The following is a 22,391-nucleotide window of genomic DNA, read 5'->3' as shown; positions in this document are numbered from 1 at the left end:
ACGAATTAATTCGCTTCCTCGGCCAGTTTTTTTTCTACCGCGTCCGCAATCAAGGGGGCCACTCGCCGCAGACCGGAAAGTGGCAACTCTCCGGCCAGGTACATGTCGTACCAGGATTGTCGCCAGCGAATTATCCGTTCGCCATCGCGGAGCTTCAAGCGCTTCAGCGTGTGCTGTGCCTTGGCGCGATGGGCCGCTGGCACTATGTCGGTGATCTTCATTTGCAATGATGGCAGAATTACCTCAAACCATCCTGCGCCGACCTCATATGGGTCTAACACAGTATCGTCGGCGTTCTTTTTCGACGAATTGAGCGTGCCCGAAGCAAACCTGTAATTCTCCCAATCATAGGCCTTGTCTGGGTGGTTCTTGTAGCTCAAGTAGTGATCCACCGTCCCGCCGGTCGGGTCTAACATCGCGGCGTAACCACAAAGACCGGAAAATGCTTTCGACAAAGCTGCCGTATGACTGTTCCAAAATGCGCTGGGACGCTTGGCGCCAGGATTCACCGCCAACCAAGCATTGCCAGGCAATCGGACGCTGTCGTCGAAATCATCGGGTTCATCCGGCGTTGCCACCGGTATCATGCGCCCCCCCCATCCAAGCCCGGAATGATTTTGGCATGGACCAACCAACGCGGCCAGAACACATCTCCGGCAGGCAACAGTCTCGACAACTCTGCATGTATCGCCTTCTTCGTTTGCAAACTCTTGGTTGCAGGGCTATCCCCCCGCATGAAAGCTTCGGCAGCTTCTATTGCCTGTTCCGCCTCCACGGAGCGAGCTTGCTCAAGCCCAAACGTCTCAGAAACTAGCCAGTTGGTCGCATCCCCTTGCGTTGCCCAGCCCCCTTGCTCCACCACCACACGGCCACTTTGAAGTGACAGATGTATCAAATCATCCGTGTCCCTATTAAACATGGGTTCCAACGACGCGGTCACCAAGGGCGAATGTGTGGCAATGAGCATTTGCGGCGCCTTTCCACGTTTGCCGCGCAACACATCTATTGCCGCAAAAACGCTGGGAAGTACCGTGCGTTGCCAGCGCGGATGTAGGTGGGTCTCCGGCTCGTCGAACAGTATGACCACGCGCTCTTCCGGCGGCTTATTCAAGAGCTTGGCCGCCGTCCGATGCTCATGCCACGCCCAAACCAAGAAATACGCCAACGCCAACATTCGACGCACTCCCGCTGATGCGAGAGCAACAGGCACCGATTGCGATCCGACTAACAACGTTGGACGATCGCGTCCCTCGCCAACAAAAAGACGTTGCGGAGGTCCCACTCGAAGTGGCTCATTTAGCGGCGAAATCACCCGTAAAACGCCTTCCAGCGCTTCGAATTGAGGCTTTCGCCCCTCCTGCCAATTCACCCAGTCGCGCTCTAGGCCCTCGCAAACACGCTGTCCGTTCACATCCAATCCATTCCAAACGTCCGCAGCAGCGAAATGGTAGGCAGCAGGTCGGCCTGGGTCAGTACGCCAATAGTTACGGGCGGGATCCCAAACCGAGAAGCCGCCATCTATACGGATGTAGATGACGATTCCCGGCATGGTTGGGCGAGCTTGGCCAAGCGGCCACGACTCATCTGAACGTCGGAACGTCGAGACCACAGGTGCCGCTGTTTTCGCTTTACCCTGCACCACAAATTCGATGCTGGCTTTCTTGTTGGAGGAAGAGGGAAATGCAACTGGGCCGGCCCAAGTGCGGGTCAATGCCCACCAAGCTACGTCAAGTAGGAAACTCTTACCCAGCCCGTTGTCGCCGGCAATTAGATTGATGCGTTCGGCCCAGTCCACGTGTATGTCCGGCGCAAGTCCAACGTTTTTCAAGTGCAAGTATCGTAGCATTACATTCAGTTCCTATTTTTTGTGTCCGCAGCAATAAAGGAAATGCTTGCCCATTCGAAGAACACCCCGCTGGCACGCGCACAAATCTGACATGGCTGGCTCAAGAACTGGCCTAGGCGTCAAGTCCCACCTGCTCTTGCTTATCTGTATGGGATTATCTCAAGCAAAGAGACAAATTCTATATCATCAACTTCTTGCAGACACTCATTAAATCATCGAGGCTATGCTGTTGATTTTAAATGAAATGGAGACTATTCAAGCGCGACGCTCGCCAGCCAGCCTCCTTGCTCAGCCGCGCCGCGCGCGCAGCTTGCGGCGCACCACCACGACGGCCAGCACGCCGTTGACCAACAGCAGCAACACGCCGCAGGCCAGCTTGATCCGCGTCTGCGATGCGGACTCCAGCGCCAAGAACTGGCGGGCGATCGCGTTGCCGACGGACGACATCAAGAACAACACCAACAGCGTCAAAGCGCCGGCGACAAGTAATGCGGTGAGTTGTTTGCGCATGGGGATCGCGGCCTTTCGTCGATGAAGTGAGGGCGCATCTTGCCAGAGCCGGCGCCGGAACGCCATCCCGCAGCAGCGGCCGGCACGGCAGGCGGCGGCCCTGGGCGTGGTCGTTTGTGCCACGGCCCACGTCAATTCGACTTCAACTTCCCGCATTTACCGGAAAATACGCAACAATCCGCCCCGGATCATTGCCATTATTGCAATCGTAAACTATAATCATTCTCATTCGCGATTAAACCTTTCCATTCTCACAGGCAATGTACAACAACAAACACTCCACCGGCCCCGCGCTGGCCCGGCTCGCCGCAGCCGTCTTGACCCTGGCCCTGGCCGCCTGTAGCGGTGGCGGCGGCTCCGCCACCCCGGCTCCGGTCCCGGCGCCGGCCGACACCGGCCTGAGCCAGGCGGCCCAGCTGGGCGAGAAGATCTTCAAGGACGTCTCGCTGTCGGCCTCCGGCAAGCAGTCCTGCGCCAGCTGCCACAGCGCGGACCAGGCCCACGGCCCGGTCGGCAACTTGTCGGCCGAGCTGGGCGGGCCGAACGGCGACACCCAAGGCTTCCGCGCCTCGCCCTCGCTGCGCTACCTGAACCAGACGCCGGCCTTCTTCTTCGACAAGGAAGGCACGCCGACCGGCGGCATCGACCGCGACGGCCGCGCCCAGTCGCTGGCCGAGCAGGCCGAGCGCCCCTTCCTGGCGCCGCACGAGATGGCCAACGCCAGCAAGGAGGCGGTGGTCGCCAGCCTGCGCAAGACCGGCTACGCCGAGCAGTTCCGCCAGCAGTTCGGCGCCGCCATCTTCGAGCAGCCGGAGCAGGCCTTCAGCCGCATCACCTTCGCGCTGCAGCAGTACCAGAAGGAGGACCCGGCCTTCCATCCCTTCGACTCGAAGTACGACCAGTTCCTCGCCGGCAAGGTGAAGCTGGCCGACGCCGAGCTGCGCGGCCTGGCCCTGTTCAACGACACCAGCAAGGGCAACTGCATCGGCTGCCACGCCAGCATGCGCGGCGCCGACGGCGCGCCGCCGCTGTTCACCGACTTCACCTACGACAACCTGGGCGTGCCGCGCAATGCGCGCCTGAAGGCGACCGCCGACCCGGCCTACTTCGACCTGGGCCTGTGCGGCCCGGACCGCAGCGACCTGGCCGCCCGCGCCGACCTGTGCGGCGCCTTCAAGGTGCCGACGCTGCGCAACGTGGCGACGCGCCACACCTTCTTCCACAACGGCGCCTTCGACAAGCTGAAGGACGTGGTGGCCTTCTACGTGCGGCGCGACACCAATCCGGAGGAGTGGTATCCGCTCGGCGCCGACGGCAAGGTGGACAAGTTCAACGACCTGCCGGCGCAGTACCGCCGCAACGTCAACATCAGCGAAGTGCCGTACAACCGCCAGCCCGGCATGGCGCCGGCCCTGTCGCCGGCCGAGATCGACGATGTCGTGCAGTTCCTCGGCACGCTGACCGACGGCTACCGCGCCCCCTAACACCCTACAACTTTCAAGAGAACCGACCATGAACAAGAAACTGATCGCCACGGCACTCGCAGCCGCCTTCCTGAGCGCACCGCTGGCGGCCAGCGCCGGCGAGGCCGAACTGCTGCAACGCATCGAGAAGATGGCCGCCGAGCTGGAACAGCTGAAAAGCGAACTGAAGGCCAGCGTGAAGAAGACCGCCGCCGTCGAGCAGCGCCAGCAGGAGATGGCGGCGGCAGCGCCTGCCGTCGCCGCGGCGGCCGCCGCCAGCGCCGTGCAGAGCGCCGGCGCCGCCGCCGCGCAGGCGTCCGCTTCGGCACCGCGCACCGTGCTGACCGGCTACGGCGAGATCAACTACAACCGTCCGAGCAAGAACGCCAGCGCGGCGCAGACCGACGTGCGCCGCGTCGTCTTCGGCATCACCCACCGCTTCGACGAGAAGACCAAGCTGGTCTCCGAGTTCGAGTGGGAGCACGCGGTGGTGTCGGCCGACGACGCCGGCGAGAGCGCGATCGAGCAGGTCTACGTCGAGCGCGAGTTCGGCAACGGCCTGCGCGGCAAGGCCGGCCTGTTCCTGATCCCGTCCGGCCTGATCAACACCAGCCACGAGCCGACCGCATTCTATGGCGTCGAGCGCAACTTCGTCGAGACGGCGATCATCCCGTCGACTTGGCGCGAGGCCGGCCTCGGCCTGTCCGGCGACACCGCCGCCGGCCTGAGCTGGGACGCCGGCATCACCACCGGCTTCGACCTGACCAAATGGGACGCCGCCGGCACCGACGGCCGCGAGTCGCCGCTGGGCAGCATCCACCAGGAAGGCCAGCTGGCCAAGTCGCGCCACATGAGCGTGCACGGCGCGCTGAACTGGCGCGGCGTGCCGGGGCTGCTGGTGGGCGGCTCCGTCTTCACCGGCAAGGCCGGCCACAAGACCGAGGGCTTCGCCGCGCAGGACGCCCGCGTCACCGTGGTCGACCTGCACACCCGCTACACGCCGGGCCACTGGGACCTGTCGGCGCTGTACGCGCGCGGCCAGATCAGCAACACCGAAGAGCTCAACGCCACCTTCGTCGGCAACCCGAACCCGGTGCCGCGCAGCTTCGCCGGCTGGTACGCCCAAGCCGCCTACCAGCTGCTCAAGGCGGGCGACTACACGCTCAGCCCCTTCGTGCGCTATGAGCAGTTCAACACCGCGAAGAGCTACGCCGCCGCGCCGCAGGGCCTGGGCGTGGCGCCGGCCGCCGACGAGAAGGTCGCCACCGTGGGCGCCAACCTGCGCGTCGGCGAGGGCGTGGTGCTGAAGGCGGACTACCAGAAATTCCGCGAGGACAAGACGCGCGACCGCCTGAACCTGGGCGTCGGTTTCTCCTACTAGGCGGGGGCCGCCATGCGCTATCTGCAGTGGATTCCGCTGGCCGCCGGCGCCGCCTGCGCGCCGGTGTTCGCCACCCAGTACCTGAGCGCCGAGCAGGCGCAAAAGCTGATGTTCCCCGAGGCCGGCGCCTTCCGCGAGCAGAACGTGGCGCTCAACACGGCACAGATGCAGCAGGTGGAGAAGCTGGCCGGGCTGGCGGCGCGTTCGGTCAACTGGCGCGTGTTCGGCGCCTACAAGGGCGACGCCCTGCTCGGCTGGATGGTGCTCGACGACGTGGTCGGCAAGTTCGAGCTGATCTCCTACGCCGTCGGCGTCAACCCGGACGCCAGCGTGCGCCAGGTCGAGGTGCTGAGCTACCGCGAGAGCCACGGCGGCGAGATCCGCACGCCGGCCTGGCGCCGCCAGTTCGTCGGCAAGACGGCGCAGGGCGGCATCGCCATCGGCGAGGGTATCGCCAACATCAGCGGCGCCACCCTGTCCTGCAGCCACCTGACCGACGGCGTGCGGCGCATCGCCGCCATCGCCCAGGCGGTGCTGAAAAAATGATGCGCCGCGCCCAGCCCTGGCTGGGCACCCTGGTCGAGATCTCGGTGGCCGACGCGCTGCCGGACGAGGCGGTGCAGCAGGCCATCTCGCAGGCCTTCGCCGAGGTGGCGCTGGTGCACCGGCTGATGAGCTTCCACGCCGCCGACAGCGACGTGGCGCGGCTCAACCGCGCCTGGGCCAGCGAGGTGCTGGCGGTCCATCCCCACACCTGGCAGGTGCTGCAACTGGCGCAGCGCGTCGCCGACCAATCCGACCACATCTTCAACATCGCCTGCGCGCCGCGCCTGGTGGCCTGGGGCTGCCTGCCGGCGCCGCAGCACGAGGCGCCGAGCTACCGGCCCGGCCTGACGGTGCTGCGCTGCCAGGCCGGCGGCACGGTGCGCAAGGCGGCGCCGGGCTGGGTCGATCTGGGTGGCATCGCCAAGGGCTACGCGGTCGATTTGGCGCTGGCGGCCCTGCAACGCGCCGGCGTGGCCAGCGCTTGCGTCAACGCCGGCGGCGACTTGCGCGCCATCGGGCCGGACGCCTGGCCGGTGCGGCTGCGCTCGCCGCGCGACCCGGGCCGGGTCGGCGCCACGCTGGCGCTGCGCGACGAGGCGCTGGCCACCTCGGCCGGCTACTTCTCGGCCCGCGCGCACAACGGCCAACTGGTCTGCGCGCTGGTCGACGGGCGCGACGGCAGCCCGGCCGGCATGGCGGGCACTGGCGCCGTCGGCGGCGACGACCTTGACGGCGGCGCGGCCGCCGGTCGCCGCGCCGGCGACAAGGCCGGTCGCGGCCACGGCCCCAGCGTTTCGGTGCGCGCCGCCAGCTGCGCCGTGGCCGACGCGCTGACCAAGGTGGTGCTGGCCAGCGGCGACGTGGCGCACCCGGCGCTGCGGGCCTTCCAGGCCACAGCGCTTATAATCTGAGCGATGCATCCTTCCCACCACTCCCGCCACCACATCAATCTGCGCCTGGAACGCTGGCACAGGCGCTGCATCTATCTCGGCTGTTTCGCGCTGCTGGCCAGCGGCGCCGGCTGGCTGCTGGCGCGCTACTTCATGCGCCCGGTCGGCCAGTTCGGCGAAACCATCCACCCGCTCGAACCGTGGGCGATGAAGCTGCACGGCGGCGCCGCGATGGTGATGCTGTTCTTCGTCGGCAGCCTGATGAACGCGCACATCCGCCGCGCCCTGAAGGCCGGCCGCAACCTGGCCACCGGCTGGGGCATGCTGCTCACGCTGTCGCTGCTGACCGTCAGCGGCTACGGCCTGTACTACCTCACCGGCGAGGCCGACCGGCCGCTCTGGTCGGCGACGCACTGGATCGTCGGCCTGGCGATGGGTCTGCTGATCGCGCTGCACGTGGCGCTGGGGCGGCGCGGCAGCCCGCACCGCAGCCACTAGCGGCTCGGCGGCGCCGCCACGGCGCCACCCGGCCGGGCGCGCGGCGCGAAGGTCAGCCAGCTGAGGCCGGCGAGCAGCCACGCGCCCAGGCCGCCATACAACATCACCCATGCGAATCCTTGCGCCAGGGCGCCGCGCGCGACGCCGCCGACCTGCCCGGCGACGGCGGCCGGCAGACCCGCGCCGACGGCCGCCAGATCGCCGCCGGCGATCCGCTCGGCCAGCGCGCGCAAGGTGGCGGCGTCGAGCGCGCCCGGCAGGCTGCGCTGCACATACGCGGTGATGCCGGCCAACAGGATCAATCCCATCAAGGCGATGTTGACGGCCAGCGAGATCATGCGCGCGCTCATGTCGATGCCGGAGGCCATGCCGGCGCGGTTGCCGGGCACCGAGCCGGTGGTGGTGTTGCTCACCGGGGTGTTGGTGATGCCCAGGCCGGCGCCGGCCAGCAGCGCGCCTGGCAGCAGGCTCAGCCAGCTGGCCGAGGCCAGGCCGGCGCCATGGCGCATCAACAGGAAGCCCAGGCCGATGGTGAACAGTCCCGCCGGGATCACCACGCCGGCCGAGTAGCGCCGCGCCAGGCGCTCGCCCAGCGGCGGCAGCAGCAGCGTCGGCAGGGTGTAGGCCAGCAGCGAGAGGCCGGCCGCCACGCTGCCATAGCCCAGCACGCTTTGAAAGTAGATCGGCAGATAGATCATGAACGGCCAGTAGCTGAAGTTCATGCCCATCGAGCCGAGCAGCGCGCCGCAGAAGGCGCGGATGCGGAAGACCGAAAAATCCATCATCGGATGCGCGCGGCGCCGCTCGACGACGACGAAGGCGGCCAAGCTGGCGGCGCTGGCCAGCGCGACGGCGCCCAGGCCGCCGCTGGCCGGCGCCGCGCCCCGCGTGATGCCGTAGGTCAGCCCCAACACGGCCAGCGACAGCGTGGCGATGCCCGCCACGTCGAGCCGCGCGGCGTGCGGGTCGCGCGACTCCTCGACACCGGCGAACAGCAGCGCCAGGGTCAACACGGCGAGCGGCAGGTGGACCAGGAACACCCACTGCCAGCCGCACAGCGCGACGATCGCGCCGCCGATGATGGGGCCGAAACCGAGGCCGACGCCGAACACCACGCCCCAGGCGGCGAAGGCTTGGCCGCGCTCGCGGCCGTCCTGGAACTGCTGCGACAGGATGGCCAGCGCGCAGATCAGCATGGCGCCGCCGGCCACGCCTTGCAGCGCGCGGGCGGCGATCAGCACGGCGGCGCCGTCGGCCAGCCCGCACAGCAGCGAGGCCAGGCCGAAGGTGGCGGTGCTGCCGACGAACAGGCGCTTGCGGCCGTAGCGGTCGGCCAGCGCGCCGGTCGCCATCAGCACGGCGGTGCAGGCCAGCGTGTAGGCGTTCATGATCCATTGCAGGTCCTGGAAATCGGCGTGCAGCAGCCGCTCCAGGGCGGGCAACGCCACCGGCACGCTGGAGATCTCCAGGCCGAACATCAGCGAGGCCAGGCAGATCGCCGCCAGGGCGAACTTGTTTTTGTTGGAGCGGGGTGGGCTCATCGTCATTCCTTCCATGTGGTGTTGGCGGGCGGGGCCGGGCGGCGCGGCGCGGCCCCAGGCTGGCAGTATGGGGAAACAGCTCCGATGACGGAAATGAATAAATTTTGTATCATTCAGTAATTCCCTTCATATATCGGACAGCATGGACTTCGATCCCTCCCTCCTGCGCGCCTTCGTCGCCGTGACCGAGGCCGGCGGCTTCACCCGCGCGGCGCGGCGGCTGCACCTGACCCAGTCGGCCGTCAGCCACCAGATCCGCCGGCTGGAGGAGCAGGCCGGCCGGCCCTTGCTGCTGCGTAGTACGCGCAGCCTGGCGCTGACCGAGGACGGCCACGAGTTCCTGCGCCACGCCCGCCAGGCGCTCGACGCGCTCGACGCGCTGGCGCGCCGCTTCCAGCCGTCGGCGCTGGCCGGCGTGCTGCGCTTCGGCGTGCCGGAGACCTTCATGGGCGAGCGCCTGCCGGCCCTGCTGGGCCAGTTCTCGCGCGACTGCCCCGCCGTGCGGCTCGACGTGCAGGTCGGCACCTACCTGGACCTGCGGGCGATGACCGAGGCGGGCGAACTGGACCTGGCCGTCGTCCTGGCCGAGCCCGACAGCGCGCCGGCCGTCGACGTGCTGCGCCGCACCCGCTTCGTCTGGACCGCCGCCGCCGGCTTCGCGCCGGCGCCGGGCGCCTCGCTGCCGCTGGTGTTGGCGCCCAAGCCCTGCGTCAACCGCCGCGTGGCCGACACGGCGCTGGCCGCCACGGCGTTGGCCAGCCACATCGCCTTCACCTCGCCCAGCCCGGAGGGCATCCGCACGGCGGTGCTGGCGGGGCTGGGCGTGACGGTGCAGTTGCCGGGCGACCTGAAGCCGGGCATGCGCCTGGTCGACGGCGAATACGGCCTGCCGCCGCTGCCGGCGGCCGATTTCGCGCTGGTCTGGCGCGCCGCCGAGCCGACGCCGGCGGCGCGCGCCTTCGGCGCACTGCTGCGCGCGATGGCGGAACCGGCCGCCAAGCCGGCGCGGCGGCGCCGGGCCGGTGTGGCAATTCCTCAACGCAATCTCGTGGCATTTACGGCAACTACGTAGTGTTCCGCAGTACAATGGTCCGGCACGCTGGCCACCCGCGGCCACCTTCCCCGGAAAGATCCGCCCATGCACGTGTCATCCGCCCCCTTGCGCCGCCGCAGCACCGGCCGGCGCGCCGCCGCCGCGCTGGCCCTGCTGCTGTGGGCCGGCGGCGCCGGCGCGGTCGAGCTGCGCACCGCCGCGCAGGACGCCACGGCGCCGAAATTCGTCGCCCGCCACGGCCCCGCCGGCGCGCAGGTGGTCGGCCTGTGCATCGACATCCTGCAGGCCATCGAGCGGCTCGATCCGGAGCTGCGCTTCGTCGGCACCCAGCACTGGTTGCCGGTCCCCCGGGTCGAGGCCGGGCTGGCGGCGGGCACGCTGGACGTCGCCTGCGCGCTGCTGCGCACGCCCGAGCGCGAGGCGCGCTTCCACTTCATCGAGCCGGCGCTGTTCCCGGCCAACTTCTACCTGGCCGTGCGCGCCGACGACCAGGTGCGCGTCAAGGACTGGGACGACGTGCGCCGGCTCGGCGCGCGGGGCACCGTGCTGGTCATGCACGGCTTCGGCATCGCCCAGCGCCTCAAGCGCATCGGCGGCCTGCGCGTCGACGACGGCGGCAACGACTCGGCCACCAACTTCAACAAGCTGCTGGCCGGACGCGGCCGCTTCTACCTGCACCGCGCGCCCGGCATCCAGTGGGAGATCAGCCGGGCCGGCATGGACAACCGGATCAAGCTGCTGTCGCCGCCCATCCTCAGCGAGGGCCTGCACATGATGGCCTCGCGCCAGCTGGCGCCCGAGCTGGCCGAGCGCCTGCGCGCGGCCATCGTCCAGCTGCGCGCCGACGGCGCGCTCGAGCGCCTGCGCGCCAAGTGGGAGGGCGAGCTGCCCTGAGGGCCGGCGCGCCGGGAATAGGTTTCACGTTGTTCGCGGGACGCTGGCCTTACCCCGCAAGCAGAGGGGTCTGACCCCGCATGGGGTCAGACCCCGGCTTCCGCGTCCCGGGGTGGGGGTAAAAAAAACCCGCCGGGAGGCGGGTTCGCTGGCTGCGGGGCGGGACGGCTTACTTGCCGCCGCGTCCGGCGCTGATCAGGTAGTTCTGCATGGTCGCCTCGGCCACCGAGGCCCACTGGTTCTGGTCCTGGCGGAAACGCTTCCACGGCTCGTAGATTTTCTTGAACTTGGCGTTCTTCGCCGCTTCCTCGTTCATGACGTCGTTGGCGGCCTTGTAGCAGGCGTCCATCGTGTCCTTGGGGAAGTTGCGCAGCTTGACGCCGTTCTTCAGCAGACGGGCCAGCGCGGCCGGGTTGCGCGCGTCGTACTCGGCCTGCATCACCACGTGGGCCTCGTAGGTGGCCACCTCCAGCGCCGCCTGGTATTCCTTGGGCAGCTTTTCCCACTCCTTGATGCCGACGTAGAAGGAGAACGAGGCGCCCGCCTCCCACCAGCCCGGCGCGTAGTAGTAGGGCGCGACCTTGAAGAAGCCCAGCTTCTCGTCGTCGTAGGGGCCGACCCATTCGGCGGCGTCGATGGTGCCCTTCTCCAGCGCCGGGTAGATGTCGCCGCCGGCCAGCTGTTGTGGCACCAGGCCGAGGCGCTCGAGCACGCGGCCGGCGAAGCCGCCGACGCGCATCTTGGTGCCCTTCAAATCAGCCACCGACTTGATCTCCTTGCGGAACCAGCCGCCCATCTGGGTGCCCGAGTTGCCGCCGAGGAAGTTGATGATGCCGTAGCCCTTGAAGAACTCGCGCGTCAGCTCGCGTCCGCCGCCCTGGTCGTACCAGGCGGTGTGCTGGCGCGAGGTCAGGCCGAAGGGCACGGCGCAGTCGAAGGCGAAGGTGGCGTCCTTGCCGAAGTAGTAGTACGAGGCGCTGTGGCCCATCTCGACGGTGCCGGCCTGGACCGCGTCCATCACCTGCAGGCCCGGCACGATCTCGCCGGCGGCGAAGCTGCGGATGTTGAACTTGCCGCCGGTCAGCGCGGCGACGCGCTTGGTGAAGGTGTCGGCGGCGCCGAAGATGGTGTCGAGCGACTTGGGGAAGCTCGAGGCCAGCCGCCAGTTAATGGTCGGCAATGCGTCGGCCGCCAGGGCGGGTGCTGCGATGGCGCCGGCGCCGGCGCCGACTGCTGCTTTTTTCAGAAAGGAACGACGTTCCATACCTAAAGTCTCCTAGTGTTTTTTGACGTTACGAAAACGTTACAGCATTGCTACATGCTGGCCACAGTGTATGAGCAGTCCCTGATGCGCGCAACGAAAATATGGCGGCGCAAACGACAATGGCCGCGCGGGGCGGCCATCGGGCATGGACAAACAACAGTCGGGGCGCGGCGGCGCGCCCCGTGGCGGTCTAGCCGCCGGCCACCACCATGTTTTCGAGCAGGATCGAGCCGGTCTGCTTGGTGCCGCGCACCAGCACGTCGGCGCCGACGGCGACGATCTGCGCCAGCATGTCCTTCATGTTGCCGGCGATGGTGATCTCCTCGACCGGGTATTGGATGATGCCGTTCTCGACCCAGAAGCCGGAGGCGCCGCGCGAGTAGTCGCCGGTGACGTAGTTGGTGCCCTGGCCCATCAGCTCGGTGACCAGCAGGCCGGTGCCCATCTTCTTGAGCATGGCGACGAAGTCGTCCGACGGCTCGGTCAGGCTGGAGGTGAGCGACAGGTTGTGCGAGCCGCCGGCGTTGCCGGTGGTTTGCATGCCCAGCTTGCGCGCCGAATAGGTCGACAGGAAATAGCCCTGCACCACGCCGTCCTTGACCACGTCGCGCTTGACGGTGCGCACGCCCTCCTCGTCGAACGGCGCCGAGCCGACCGCGCCGACCACGTGCGGGTCTTCCTTGACCTGGATGTGCGAGGGGAACACGGACGTGCCCAGCGAGTCGAGCAGGAAGCTCGACTTGCGGTACAGCGCGCCGCCCGAGGTGGCCTGGACGAAGGCGCCCAGCAGGCCGGCCGCCAGCGGCGCCTCGAACAGCACCGGGCAGGTGCGGGTGTCGAGCTTGCGCGCGTTCAGGCGCGCCAGGGCGCGCTCGGCGGCGTAGCGGCCGACGGCTTCGGCCGAGCTCATCTTGGCCGGGTCGCGCACCGAGGTGTACCAGTCGTCGCGCTGCATCTTGGCGCCCTTGCCGGCGATCGGCGCGACCGACAGGGTGTGGCGCGAATACGGGTAGCCGCCGATGAAGCCGCGCGAGTTGGCGGCGACGAAGTGCGACTGCTGCACGTGGACGCCGGCGCCCTCGCTGTTGCTGATGCGCGGGTCGACGGCGAAGGCGGCCGCCTCGGCGCGCTGGGCCAGGGCGACCGCCTCCTCGGTGGAGATGGTCCACGGGTAAAACAGTTTGAGGTCCTGCGGCGCCATTTCCAGCATGTCGGCGTCGGCCAGGCCGGCGCAGTCGTCGTCGGCGGTGAAGCAGGCGATGTTGTAGGCCGCCTCGACGGTGGCGCGCAGCGCCGCCGGCGAGAAGTCGGAGGTGCTGGCGTTGCCGCGCTTTTGGCCGATGAAGACCGTCACGCCCATGCCCTTGTCCTTGTTCTGCTCGATGGTCTCGATCTTGCTCTTGCGCACAGACACCGACAGCCCGCTGCCCTCGCTGATTTCGACGGCGCAATCGGTGCCGCCCTTCTCCCGGGCGAACGTCATGACGTCGCGGGCGAGTTGTTTCAATTGGTCCTGGCTGTGGGTAAATACGGAGTCGTTCATGGGCTGTTTTCTTCGGATGGCCGCTAAAACAGGTATCATAGCAGTCGTTTACAGTTTACAGGGGCGGCCTCGCGCTAAACCTGGAGTTAATAATATGCCAAATCCAAACCGGGGCGCTTGCGGCTTCCAATCATCCGAGTTCGAGCAGGAATACGAACGCCCGTCAAAATCCGAAATGAAGCGCCAGGTCAACGCCCTGCAGGAACTGGGCGCGGCGCTGATCGCCGAGCCGCGCGACCGCGTCAAGCGGGTGCCGATGCCGGAGGACGTGCGCGACGCCATCCTCGAGTGCCAGCTGATCACCAACCACGAAGGCCGCCGCCGCCAGCTGCAATACGTCGGCAAGAAGATGCGCACCTTGGACGAGGCCGAAGTGGCGGCGATCCAACAGGCGATCGACAGCTGGAAGGGTTTGTCCAAGGCCGACACCAACGCCATGCACGCGCTGGAGCGGCGCCGCGAGAAGCTGCTGACCGACGACAAGGTGCTGACCACCCTGTTGGCGGAAAACCCGGAGCTGGACGCGCAACACCTGCGCACCCTGATCCGCAACGCCCGCAAAGAGCAGGCCGAGAGCAAGCCGCCGAAGGCCTACCGCGAGATCTTCCAGATCCTCAAGCAGATCGAGGCGAAGAAGACCAAGGCGAAGGCGGCCGACGCCGCCGCCGAGCTGGACGACGAAGAAGATGACGAGTAACAGCCCGGGTAACAGCCCGAGTCACGGCGCCGGCAACGGCGCCGGCGAGGCGGAACTGGTGATCGGCCTGGTGTCGGTGTCGGACCGCGCCAGCGGCGGCGTCTACCAGGACCAGGGCATCCCGGCCCTGCAGGACTGGCTGGCGGCCGCGCTGAGCACGCCGTTCCGCATCGAGACGCGGCTGATCCCCGACGAGCGCGCGCAGATCGAGGCGACGCTGGTCGAGCTGGTCGACACGGCGCGCTGCCACCTGGTGTTGACCACCGGCGGCACCGGCCCGGCGCGGCGCGACGTCACGCCGGAGGCCACGCTGGCCGTCGGCACCAAGGAGATGCCCGGCTTCGGCGAGCAGATGCGACAAATCAGCCTGCACTTCGTGCCGACCGCGATCCTGTCGCGCCAGCTGGCGGTGATCCGCGAGACGGCCGACCACGCCGCCCTGATCATGAACCTGCCCGGCCAGCCGAAGGCCATCAAGGAAACCCTCGAGGGCCTGCGCGACGCCGACGGCAAGCTGGTCGTGGGCGGCATCTTCGCCGCCGTGCCGTATTGCGTCGACCTGATCGGCGGCCCCTACATGGAAACCAACCCAGCGGTGAGCAAGACGTTCCGGCCCAAGTCGGCGCTGCGTCCGCCCGCCGCCTGAATCGCTAGGAAACGAATGAGCACTTTGCTGCAAACCATCGACATCGAATCGGCGCCGAACCCGGCCGCCGCCATCATCTGGATGCACGGCCTGGGCGCCGACGCCAACGACTTCGTGCCGATGGTGCGCGAACTGGACCTGCGCGGCCTGCCGGCCATCCGCTTCGTCTTCCCCAACGCCGACACCATGCCCGTCACCATCAACGGCGGCTACGTGATGCGCTCGTGGTACGACATCGTCGCCAACGACCTGGGTCGGCACGAGGACGAGGCCGGCCTGCGCGCCTCGCAGGTCAAGGTCGAGGCGCTGATCGCGCGCGAAGTGGCGCGCGGCATTCCGCTCGACCGCATCATCCTGGCCGGCTTCTCACAGGGCTGCGCAATGACCTTGCAGACCGGCCTGCGCCAAACGGAAAAACTGGCCGGCATGATGTGCCTGTCCGGCTACGTGCCGATCGCCGACTTGGCCATCAAGGAGCACACGGCGGCCAGCCTGGCCACGCCGATCTTCATGGTGCACGGCCGCATGGACCCGGTGATTCCAGTGGAACGCGCCGAACAGTCGCGCGACCTGCTCAAGCAGCTCGGCTACCAGGTCGAATGGCACGAGTACCCGATGCAGCACTCGGTGTGCCAGGAGGAAGTGGCGCACATCGGCGCCTGGCTCAAGCGCGTGCTGCTGTAGGCGGCACCGCGCCGGCCAAGGCCGGCATCGACCTCGAAAAATCCCCGGCCGGTCCGGGGATTTTTGCATCTAGCGCCGCGGCGTCCTACTCCGGCAGCGGCGCGGCGGGCGAGGCCGGCACCGCCGTCTGGGCCACGTTCATCACCATCGCCAGCAGGGTGTAGTAGCCGTTGATGCCGATCAAGTCCATCACGCCGTGCTCGCCGAAGCGCGCCAGCGCCGCCGCGTAGGTGGCGTCGCCGACCCGCTTGCTTTCGTGCAGCTCGACGCAGAAGTCGTGCACCAGCGCCTCGTCGGCGCCCATGATGGCGGGCCGCCGGCGCGCCGCGATGGCGTCGATGACGTCGGCGGCGATGCCCTGCTCGGCGGCGATGGGGGCGTGGATGGCCCATTCGACCTGCTGGCTCCACTGCCGCGCCGTGACCAGGATGGCCAGCTCGCTCAGGCGCAGGCCGATGGCGCTGCGGTAGCGCAAATAGGCGCCCATCTTCTGCGCGCTCTCCATCAGCTCGGGGCTGCGGATCAGCGGCACGAAGGGGCCGTAAAGGGCGCCGCGCGGGCCGTCGATGACGGCCTGGGCGGCCAGTTGTTGCAGCGCGCTCATCTGGGCGAAGGGAATCGGGCCTAGTCTATCCTGCATCATGGACATCCTTTTGGTGGGGAAACTATTTGCCCATAGTCGGGGGAAAATCAACAGAGCACAAGCGCGCCGCGCTTATCGTTTGCGGACACCCCGTCACTTTTTTCCCGCAAGGACACCATGAGCCATCTGATCCATCGCCATCTTGGCCAGCGGCCGCCGGTCGCCGTCGGCGCCAGCGGCGTCTACATCGACGACAACCAGGGCCGCCGCTACCTGGACGCCAGCGGCGGCGCCGCCGTCTCCTCGCTGGGCCATGGCCATCCCGACGTGCTGGCGGCGATGCACGCGCAGATCGAGCGCGCCGCCTACGCCCACAGCGGCTTTTTCACCACCGAGGCGGCCGAGCAGCTGGCGGCGCTGTTGGCGGCCGAGGCGCCGGGCGACCTCGACCACGTCTACCTGACCTCCGGCGGCTCGGAGGCGATCGAGGCGGCGCTCAAGCTGGCGCGCCAGTACTACGTCGAGCGCGGCGAGGCGCAACGCGGCATCTTCATCGCCCGGCGGCAGAGCTACCACGGCAACACGCTGGGCGCGCTGGCGCTGGGCGGCAACGCGCAGCGCCGGCGCCACTTCGCCCCGCTGCTGATCGACGTGGCGCGGGTGGCGCCCTGCTACGCCTGGCGCGAACAGGCGCCCGGCCAGAGCGAGGCCGACTACACGGCCGGCCTGCTGGCCGAGCTGGAGGCCTGCATCATCGCCGCCGGGCCGCGCCGGGTGATCGGCTTTTGCGCCGAGCCGGTGGTCGGCGCCACCGGCGGCGCGATCCCGCCGACGGCCGGCTACTTCAAGGGCGTGCGGGCGCTGTGCGACAAGCACGACATCCTGTTCATCGCCGACGAGGTGATGTGCGGCATGGGCCGCACCGGCACCCTGCACGCGCTCGAGCAGGACGGCGTGGTGGCCGACCTGGTGGCGCTGGGCAAGGGGCTGGGCGGCGGCTACCAGCCGATCGGCGCGCTGCTGGCGCGCGCGCCGCTGGTGGCCACGCTGCGCGAGGGCAGCGGCGCCTTCCAGCACGGCCACACCTACGGCAGCCACCCGGTGGCGGCGGCGGCGGCGCTGGCGGTGCAGCGGGTGCTGCGCCGCGACGCCCTGGTGGCGCAGGCGGCGCGCCGTGGCGCGCAGCTGCGCGCGCTGCTGGACGAGGCCTTCGGCGCGCACCCCCACGTCGGCGACATCCGCGGCCGCGGCCTGCTGCTGGGCCTGGAGCTGGTGCGCGAGCGCGCCGGCAAGGCGCCGTTCGCGCCGGCGCTGCAGCTGCACGCGCGCATCAAGCGGCAGGCCATGGCGCGCGGCTTGATGGTCTACCCGATGGGCGGCACGGTCGACGGCGAGCGCGGCGACCACATCCTGCTGGCGCCGCCGTTCATCGTCAGCCAGGCCGAGCTGGGCGAGATCGTCGGCCGGCTGGGCGAGGCGCTGGACGCGGCGCTGGCCGAGCCGGGTTGAGGCGGCGCGGCCGGCCAACGGTGTCCCCGTGGATCGCCGGGGCGCCGGCCTTAACCCGGGGGCGAAGGGGTCTGACCCCTTGCGGGGTCAGACCCCGTGGCGTATCGGGCTGCGGGGTAGAAAAACGGACCCGCGCGGGTCCGTTGTCGTTGCTGCTAGTTAATGCTGGCTAGCCGGCCGGCGGCCGGCGCGGCCTTATTTGGCCTGCCAGGCGAGCACGTCCTGCTGCTGCTCGCCCAGGCCGGCGATGCCGGCGCGCAGGGTGTCGCCCTTCTTCAGGAAGCGCTGCGGCTTGCGGCCGGCGCCCACGCCGGGCGGCGTGCCGGTGGCGATGACGTCGCCCGGCTCCAGGGTCATGAACTGCGACAGGTAGCTGACGATCTGCGCCACCGTGAAGATCATGGTCTCGGTGCTGCCGGTCTGCATGCGCTTGCCGTTCACTTCCAGGTACAGGTCGAGGCGCTGCACGTCGGGCACCTCGTCGCGGGTGACCAGCCAGGGGCCGACCGGGCCGAAGGTGTCGCAGCCCTTGCCCTTGTCCCACTGCGGGCCGCGCTCGAGCTGGAAGGAGCGCTCGGACAGGTCGTTGACGACGCAGTAGCCGGCGACATAATTCAGCGCGTCCGCCTCGCTGACGTACTGCGCGCGGGTGCCGATCACCACGCCCAGTTCGACCTCCCAGTCGGTCTTCTTCGAACCCTTGGGCAGCACGATGGCGTCGTCCGGGCCGTTCAGGCAGCTGATCGCCTTCATGAACACGATCGGCTCCTTGGGCGCCTCGAGGCCGGCCTCGGCGGCGTGGTCGGCGTAGTTCAGGCCGATGCCGATGAACTTGCCGATGCCGGCCACCGGCACGCCGAAGCGCGGCGTGCCGCGCACCAGCGGCAGGCTGGCGGTGGCGACCTTGGCCAGCTTGCGCAGCGCCTTGTCGGACAGCGTGGCGGCGTCGATGTCGGCGAGCACACCGGACAGGTCGCGCAGCTTGCCTTCATCATCGATCAGGCCTGGTTTTTCTTTGCCGGGACGGCCATAGCGAACGAGTCTCATACGTATCCTTGGTGACGATTGCGGGGGGTGCGCCATTCTAACCGATGGCCTCGCCGGCGGCGGGCCGGCCGGCCGCTAGTAGTCGCCGGCGCGCAGCCACTTGTTGGCGATCACCTTGCAGCCGGCCAGCACCGGCGCGCCGGCGTGCAGGGTGCGCGGGTCGGGCCGGCCGGCGGCGTCGGTGTTGAGGAAGAACAGCGCGCTGCCCTTGCGCGGGAAGACCTCCAGGCCCAGCTTGGGGAAGACGGTGGCGCCGCCCTGCTCGACCTCGCTCAGGTAGAGGATGAAGGTGGCCAGGCGCTGGCCGCCGCGCGCCAAATGGGCGCGGTGGCCGGCGGCGTCCGGGTTGAGCCAGTCGAAGTGGGCGCGGTACTCGTTGCCGATGCCGTAGCGCTGCAGCTGGAACGGTTCGCCGCGCTCGACCGGCCAGTGCGCCAGCGCGGCCAGGCGGCGCTCGACGCGGTCGGCCACGGCGCAGTCGCCGCGCGCGATGAAGGCCATGTCGCTGGTGCGGCCCTGGTGCACGGCGCTGGCGCCGTCGTCCTCGGCGGTGACGGTGGAGCGGCTGTAGCGGCCGTCGCAGTGCTGCCGCAGGGCGGCGCACTCGGCGTCGTCGAGCACGCCGCCGAGCAACACCACGGCGGGGTCGCGCAGCGCGAACAACAGCTCGACGGCGCGCCCGCCCGGGCCGTCCGGGGCGGCGGCGCCGGTGTCGATGTAGGGCTGCGCCGGCGCGGCGGCGAAGGCGCCGGCCGGGCAGCCGGGCGCCTGGGCGATGGCGGCGCGCGCCGCCTCAGCGCTGTACTGGCCGGAGCGCACCATGCTGTCGACCATGTCGGCAGGCAGGCAGGCGCGCGCCAGGTTGTCGCGCACCCAGGCCCGCCAGTCGGGCGGCAGGGCGGTGAAGGCGGAGAGCGGGTCGGTCATGGCGGCTGGTCGAAGGGGGGGGGGGACGGGGCCGCCGGCGCCCGCCCCGCCGCGCCGGCGGCGGCGGGCTCAGAGGGCGGCGCGCGGCGGCCGACAAGCCATTCTACCGGAAGCGGCGCCCCCGCCACGGCGCAGCGCCAGGAAGCGCAGCAGGCCGGGCAGTTGCAACGCCAGCAGCAGGCCGAAGGCGAGCTGGTAGGCGGCGGCCGGATGGCCCTGGCCGGCGCCGGCCGGCCACCAGTCCAGCACCAGGCCGAAGCCGGCCTGGACGGCGAAGGCGCCGAGGAAGATCAGCAGGTTCAGGCAGGTGGCGGCGCGGCCGGTCAGGCCGGCCGGCATGCGCTGGGCGATGATGGTGTATTCGATGCCGGTGACGGTGCCGACCAGGGTGAACAGCACGGCCAGCGGGCGCTGCAGCGGCGCGTAGTTGCAGGCCAGCCCCAGTTGCACCAGCAGGAACAGGGCGACGCCGGCGGCGGCGACGTCGAGCGGGGCCACGCCGCGCCGCCCGGCCCACTCGGTGAGCAGGCCGACCAGCACGGCGCCGACGACGATGGCGGCCATGCCGTAGTACAGCAGCTGGGCCGTCTCGGCCTCGCTGCAGCGCGCCGCCTCGCTCAGCCAGCGGCCGATCCACAGGCCCTGGACGCCGAAGAACACCATGTGCGGCACCAGCATCAGGGCGGCGGTGTCGCGGAAGGCCGGGTGGCGGTAGACCTGGCCCAGGCCGCGCAGGCCGGGCGCGCGGCGCCGCGGCGGCGGCGCCGGCGCGGCCGGCGTGGCGACATGGATCAGCAGCGCCAGCGCGGCGGCGGCGCCGGCCAGCACGACGAACAGGCCGTGCCAGTCGGTGTGGCGCAGCGCCAGGCGCACCGGCACGGTGGCGGCGGCGGCGCCCAGGCCGCCGACGGCGATCAGGCAACCGTGCACGGTGGGCAGGCGGGCCGGCGCGATCCAGGTCGAGATGGCCTTGACGGCGGACATGAAGCAGCCGCCCAGGCCCAGGCCGATCAGGCCGCGCGCGCACAGCAGCTCGGCGTAGCCGCCGCCGTGGGCGAAGGCCAGCGCGCCGAGCGCCGCCAGCAGCAGCATCGGCGGCTGCACCCGGCGCGGCCCCCAGCGATCGAGGGCGACGCCGACCGGCAGCTGGGCCAGCGCGAAGGCGAAGTAGAAGACGCTGCTGAGCAGGCCCAGTTGGGCCGGCGTCAGCGCCAGCTCGGCCGTCAGCTGGGGCACCAGGATGGCGTTGACGGTGCGCATCATGCAGGACAGGAAGTGGCCCAGGGCGTAGGGCAGGAACAGTAGGCCGAACAGGGCCGCCCCCGACATCGGCCGGGGCGCGCGCGCGGGGGCGTCCATGGCTAGGCCGCGTTGCTGTGGCCGGGGCCCGGGCCGGCGGCCGCCTCGCCGTGCGCCTGCAGCGCCGGGGTCAGCGGGATCACCTTGCGCGGCGGCGCCTGGCCGGCCAGCTCGTCGTGCCAGCCGGCCTCGCTCTCGAAGAAGAACTTGTCCTTGCCGAAGGCCGGGCGCAGCTCGTCCATCCAGGTGGCCAGCGGGTCGAACTTGGCGTAGAAGGGCTTGCGCACCCAGTCGGCGTTGCGGGCCTGCAGGAACTGCAGGGCGAAGACCTTCTCGCCGCCCACCGTGGCGATGCCGTCGATCACCACCTTGCCGGGGAAGGCGCTCATCGACGGGCCGCGCACGGTGCGCGCCAGGCCCGACACCATCTGGTAGGCGGCCTGGAAGATCTCGTGGGCGCGCGCCAGCGGCAGGCCGAAGTACTCGCGCGGGCCGGTGTCGCGCTCGACGAACATGTAGTAGGGGATGGCGCCGAGGCGCACGCCGGTGCGCCACAGCTCGGCCCAGCTGGCCGGGTCCTCGTTGATGTGGCGGATCAAGGGGCCCTGCATGCGCAGTGTGGCGCCGGTGGCGACGATGCGCTTGACGGCCTGCTGGGCCAGCGCGCCGCGCAGTTCGACGGCGTGGTTGTAGTGGCCCATGATGGCCATGTTCTTGCCGGCCGCGACGACCTTCTCGAACAGGCGCAGCAGGTCGTCGGCGTCGCGGTCGCTGACGAAGCGCTGCGGCCAGTAGGCCACCGACTTGGTGCCGATGCGGATGTTCTGGATGTGGCCCAGCTCGGGCGCCAGCAGCGGCTCGATGTAGGCGGCCAGCTGGCGGGTGTTCATGATCAAGGGGTCGCCGCCGGTGAGCAGCACGTCGGTGACGTCGGGCTTGCCGCGCAGGTAGGCGGCCAGCTCGTGCGACTCCTTGGCGTCGAACTTCATGTCGTCCATGCCGACGAACTGCGGCCAGCGGAAACAGAAGGTGCAGTAGGCGTGGCAGGTCTGGCCGGCGCTGGGGAAGAACAGCACGGTCTCCTTGTACTTGTGCTGCAGGCCGCGCAGCGGCGCGTCGTTGACGCGCGGCACGTTGTGGCTCATCTGGCCGGCCGGGTGCGGGTTCATGCGCAGGCGGATCTGCCGCACCAGCTGCTGCAGGCGGGCCTGGTCGGCCGGGCCCGGCCCCAGCACCAGCTCGCGCAGCTGGGCGTACTCGTGGGCCGGCAGCATGTCGCGGTGCGGGAAGGTGAGGCGGAAGATCGGGTCGTCGGGCACCCGCCCCCAGTCGATCAGCTGGTCCATCACGTAGGCGTTGGTGCGGAACGGCAGCACGTGGGAGACCACCTGCACCGCCTCCTGCAACTCGGGCGGAATGCTGTCCCACTGGCGCGACTGCGCGATGGTCTGGCGGATGTAGGGCTTGAATTTGTCGGCGGCGGGGGCGGCTTGCATCGCGGTTCTCCAATCGGGGTAAAAGCGGCGGGACTTTCATGCTAGAACCGGAGCGGCGCGACGGATTGCCGCA

Annotated in this window: 22 protein-coding genes; 11 read left to right on the top strand and 11 right to left on the bottom strand. The window is 69.3% G+C overall.

Annotated features, from left to right (window positions below; all coding sequences use genetic code 11):
• Positions 1 to 5: 5 nt before the first annotated feature.
• The 3 genes from BM252_RS00790 to BM252_RS00780 form a co-directional block, all read right to left on the bottom strand.
• The gene (locus BM252_RS00790; protein ID WP_093382301.1) at positions 6 to 587 is read right to left on the bottom strand and encodes a hypothetical protein; all 582 of its coding nucleotides are present in this window, start codon (positions 585 to 587) and stop codon (positions 6 to 8) included.
• Entirely contained in the window at positions 584 to 1,795 is a 1,212-nt protein-coding gene (locus BM252_RS00785; protein ID WP_217429854.1) for an AAA family ATPase, read from the bottom strand. The genes BM252_RS00790 and BM252_RS00785 overlap by 4 nt, the downstream gene beginning before the upstream one ends.
• Positions 1,796 to 2,134: 339 nt before the next feature.
• Positions 2,135 to 2,356: a hypothetical protein gene (locus BM252_RS00780; protein ID WP_139236234.1), complete on the bottom strand. Its 222-nt coding sequence runs from the start codon at positions 2,354 to 2,356 to the stop codon at positions 2,135 to 2,137.
• Between the two features lie 260 nt (positions 2,357 to 2,616).
• On the opposite strand from BM252_RS00780, the gene BM252_RS00775 reads away from it, so the two are divergent.
• The 5 genes from BM252_RS00775 to BM252_RS00755 are packed head-to-tail and all read left to right on the top strand — an operon-like array spanning position 2,617 to position 7,134.
• Entirely contained in the window at positions 2,617 to 3,840 is a 1,224-nt protein-coding gene (locus BM252_RS00775; protein ID WP_093382293.1) for a cytochrome-c peroxidase, read from the top strand.
• A gap of 28 nt (positions 3,841 to 3,868) precedes the next feature.
• The gene (locus BM252_RS00770; RefSeq protein WP_093382290.1) at positions 3,869 to 5,200 is read left to right on the top strand and encodes a porin; all 1,332 of its coding nucleotides are present in this window, start codon (positions 3,869 to 3,871) and stop codon (positions 5,198 to 5,200) included.
• A 12-nt stretch (positions 5,201 to 5,212) separates the two neighbouring features.
• Complete coding sequence (locus tag BM252_RS00765; protein WP_093382288.1) at positions 5,213 to 5,746, top strand: FMN-binding protein; 534 nt, start codon at positions 5,213 to 5,215, stop codon at positions 5,744 to 5,746.
• Positions 5,743 to 6,657 (top strand): FAD:protein FMN transferase, encoded by a 915-nt coding sequence (locus BM252_RS00760; protein WP_093382285.1) that lies wholly within the window; start codon positions 5,743 to 5,745, stop codon positions 6,655 to 6,657. Before BM252_RS00765 ends, BM252_RS00760 begins: the two co-directional genes overlap by 4 nt.
• Positions 6,658 to 6,660: 3 nt before the next feature.
• Positions 6,661 to 7,134, top strand: a complete 474-nt coding sequence (locus tag BM252_RS00755; protein ID WP_093382282.1) for a DUF4405 domain-containing protein — start codon at positions 6,661 to 6,663, stop codon at positions 7,132 to 7,134.
• Here the strand turns inward: BM252_RS00755 and BM252_RS00750 are convergent.
• Positions 7,131 to 8,681: an MFS transporter gene (locus tag BM252_RS00750; RefSeq protein ID WP_093382279.1), complete on the bottom strand. Its 1,551-nt coding sequence runs from the start codon at positions 8,679 to 8,681 to the stop codon at positions 7,131 to 7,133. The genes BM252_RS00755 and BM252_RS00750 overlap by 4 nt on opposite strands.
• 136 nt (positions 8,682 to 8,817) lie before the next feature.
• On the opposite strand from BM252_RS00750, the gene BM252_RS00745 reads away from it, so the two are divergent.
• Together BM252_RS00745 and BM252_RS00740 are read left to right on the top strand one after the other, a co-directional pair.
• Complete coding sequence (locus tag BM252_RS00745) at positions 8,818 to 9,747, top strand: LysR family transcriptional regulator (protein ID WP_093382276.1); 930 nt, start codon at positions 8,818 to 8,820, stop codon at positions 9,745 to 9,747.
• A 66-nt stretch (positions 9,748 to 9,813) separates the two neighbouring features.
• The gene (locus BM252_RS00740; RefSeq protein WP_093382273.1) at positions 9,814 to 10,623 is read left to right on the top strand and encodes a substrate-binding periplasmic protein; all 810 of its coding nucleotides are present in this window, start codon (positions 9,814 to 9,816) and stop codon (positions 10,621 to 10,623) included.
• Positions 10,624 to 10,792: 169 nt separating this feature from the next.
• On the opposite strand, the gene BM252_RS00735 is transcribed toward BM252_RS00740, so the two are convergent.
• Together BM252_RS00735 and pmbA are read right to left on the bottom strand one after the other, a co-directional pair.
• A complete protein-coding gene (locus tag BM252_RS00735) occupies positions 10,793 to 11,887 on the bottom strand; it encodes a TRAP transporter substrate-binding protein (protein ID WP_093382270.1) in 1,095 nt (364 codons plus the stop codon).
• A gap of 190 nt (positions 11,888 to 12,077) precedes the next feature.
• Positions 12,078 to 13,430, bottom strand: coding sequence for a metalloprotease PmbA (gene pmbA, locus BM252_RS00730; protein WP_093382268.1), 1,353 nt, complete (start codon positions 13,428 to 13,430; stop codon positions 12,078 to 12,080).
• 94 nt (positions 13,431 to 13,524) lie between these two features.
• Between pmbA and yjgA the strand changes: the two genes are divergently transcribed.
• Genes yjgA through BM252_RS00715 form a run of 3 tightly spaced genes read left to right on the top strand, consistent with a single transcriptional unit; the run spans position 13,525 to position 15,457 of the window.
• Complete coding sequence (yjgA, locus tag BM252_RS00725; RefSeq protein WP_093382265.1) at positions 13,525 to 14,127, top strand: ribosome biogenesis factor YjgA; 603 nt, start codon at positions 13,525 to 13,527, stop codon at positions 14,125 to 14,127.
• On the top strand, positions 14,117 to 14,773 hold the full coding sequence (mog, locus tag BM252_RS00720; protein WP_425442236.1) for a molybdopterin adenylyltransferase: 657 nt from the start codon (positions 14,117 to 14,119) through the stop codon (positions 14,771 to 14,773). The genes yjgA and mog overlap by 11 nt, the downstream gene beginning before the upstream one ends.
• 15 nt (positions 14,774 to 14,788) lie before the next feature.
• The gene (locus BM252_RS00715; protein WP_093382262.1) at positions 14,789 to 15,457 is read left to right on the top strand and encodes an alpha/beta hydrolase; all 669 of its coding nucleotides are present in this window, start codon (positions 14,789 to 14,791) and stop codon (positions 15,455 to 15,457) included.
• 85 nt (positions 15,458 to 15,542) lie between these two features.
• Here the strand turns inward: BM252_RS00715 and BM252_RS00710 are convergent, their stop codons facing one another.
• Complete coding sequence (locus BM252_RS00710) at positions 15,543 to 16,097, bottom strand: carboxymuconolactone decarboxylase family protein (RefSeq protein WP_093383223.1); 555 nt, start codon at positions 16,095 to 16,097, stop codon at positions 15,543 to 15,545.
• Between the two features lie 120 nt (positions 16,098 to 16,217).
• Here BM252_RS00710 and BM252_RS00705 point away from each other — a divergent pair, with 120 nt between their 5' ends.
• On the top strand, positions 16,218 to 17,549 hold the full coding sequence (locus tag BM252_RS00705) for an aspartate aminotransferase family protein (protein ID WP_093382259.1): 1,332 nt from the start codon (positions 16,218 to 16,220) through the stop codon (positions 17,547 to 17,549).
• Positions 17,550 to 17,744: 195 nt separating this feature from the next.
• Here the strand turns inward: BM252_RS00705 and BM252_RS00700 are convergent, their stop codons facing one another.
• The 4 genes from BM252_RS00700 to BM252_RS00685 all read right to left on the bottom strand — a co-directional run bounded on the left by BM252_RS00700 (position 17,745) and on the right by BM252_RS00685 (position 22,318).
• Positions 17,745 to 18,596, bottom strand: a complete 852-nt coding sequence (locus BM252_RS00700) for a fumarylacetoacetate hydrolase family protein (RefSeq protein ID WP_093382256.1) — start codon at positions 18,594 to 18,596, stop codon at positions 17,745 to 17,747.
• Between the two features lie 75 nt (positions 18,597 to 18,671).
• Positions 18,672 to 19,523 carry a 2OG-Fe(II) oxygenase gene (locus BM252_RS00695; RefSeq protein ID WP_093382253.1) on the bottom strand — a complete coding sequence of 284 codons (852 nt, stop codon included), beginning with the start codon at positions 19,521 to 19,523 and terminating at the stop codon, positions 18,672 to 18,674.
• A 69-nt stretch (positions 19,524 to 19,592) separates the two neighbouring features.
• Positions 19,593 to 20,882, bottom strand: coding sequence for an MFS transporter (locus BM252_RS00690; protein WP_245774018.1), 1,290 nt, complete (start codon positions 20,880 to 20,882; stop codon positions 19,593 to 19,595).
• Positions 20,883 to 20,884: 2 nt separating this feature from the next.
• Complete coding sequence (locus BM252_RS00685) at positions 20,885 to 22,318, bottom strand: KamA family radical SAM protein (RefSeq protein ID WP_093382250.1); 1,434 nt, start codon at positions 22,316 to 22,318, stop codon at positions 20,885 to 20,887.
• Positions 22,319 to 22,391 lie beyond the last annotated feature (73 nt).

The organism is Rugamonas rubra, from assembly GCF_900114705.1.
In the GTDB taxonomy this organism is placed as follows: Bacteria; Pseudomonadota; Gammaproteobacteria; order Burkholderiales; family Burkholderiaceae_D; genus Rugamonas; species Rugamonas rubra.
Note: the sequence above shows the minus strand (reverse complement) of the source record. Positions and strands in the feature narration are given on the sequence as shown.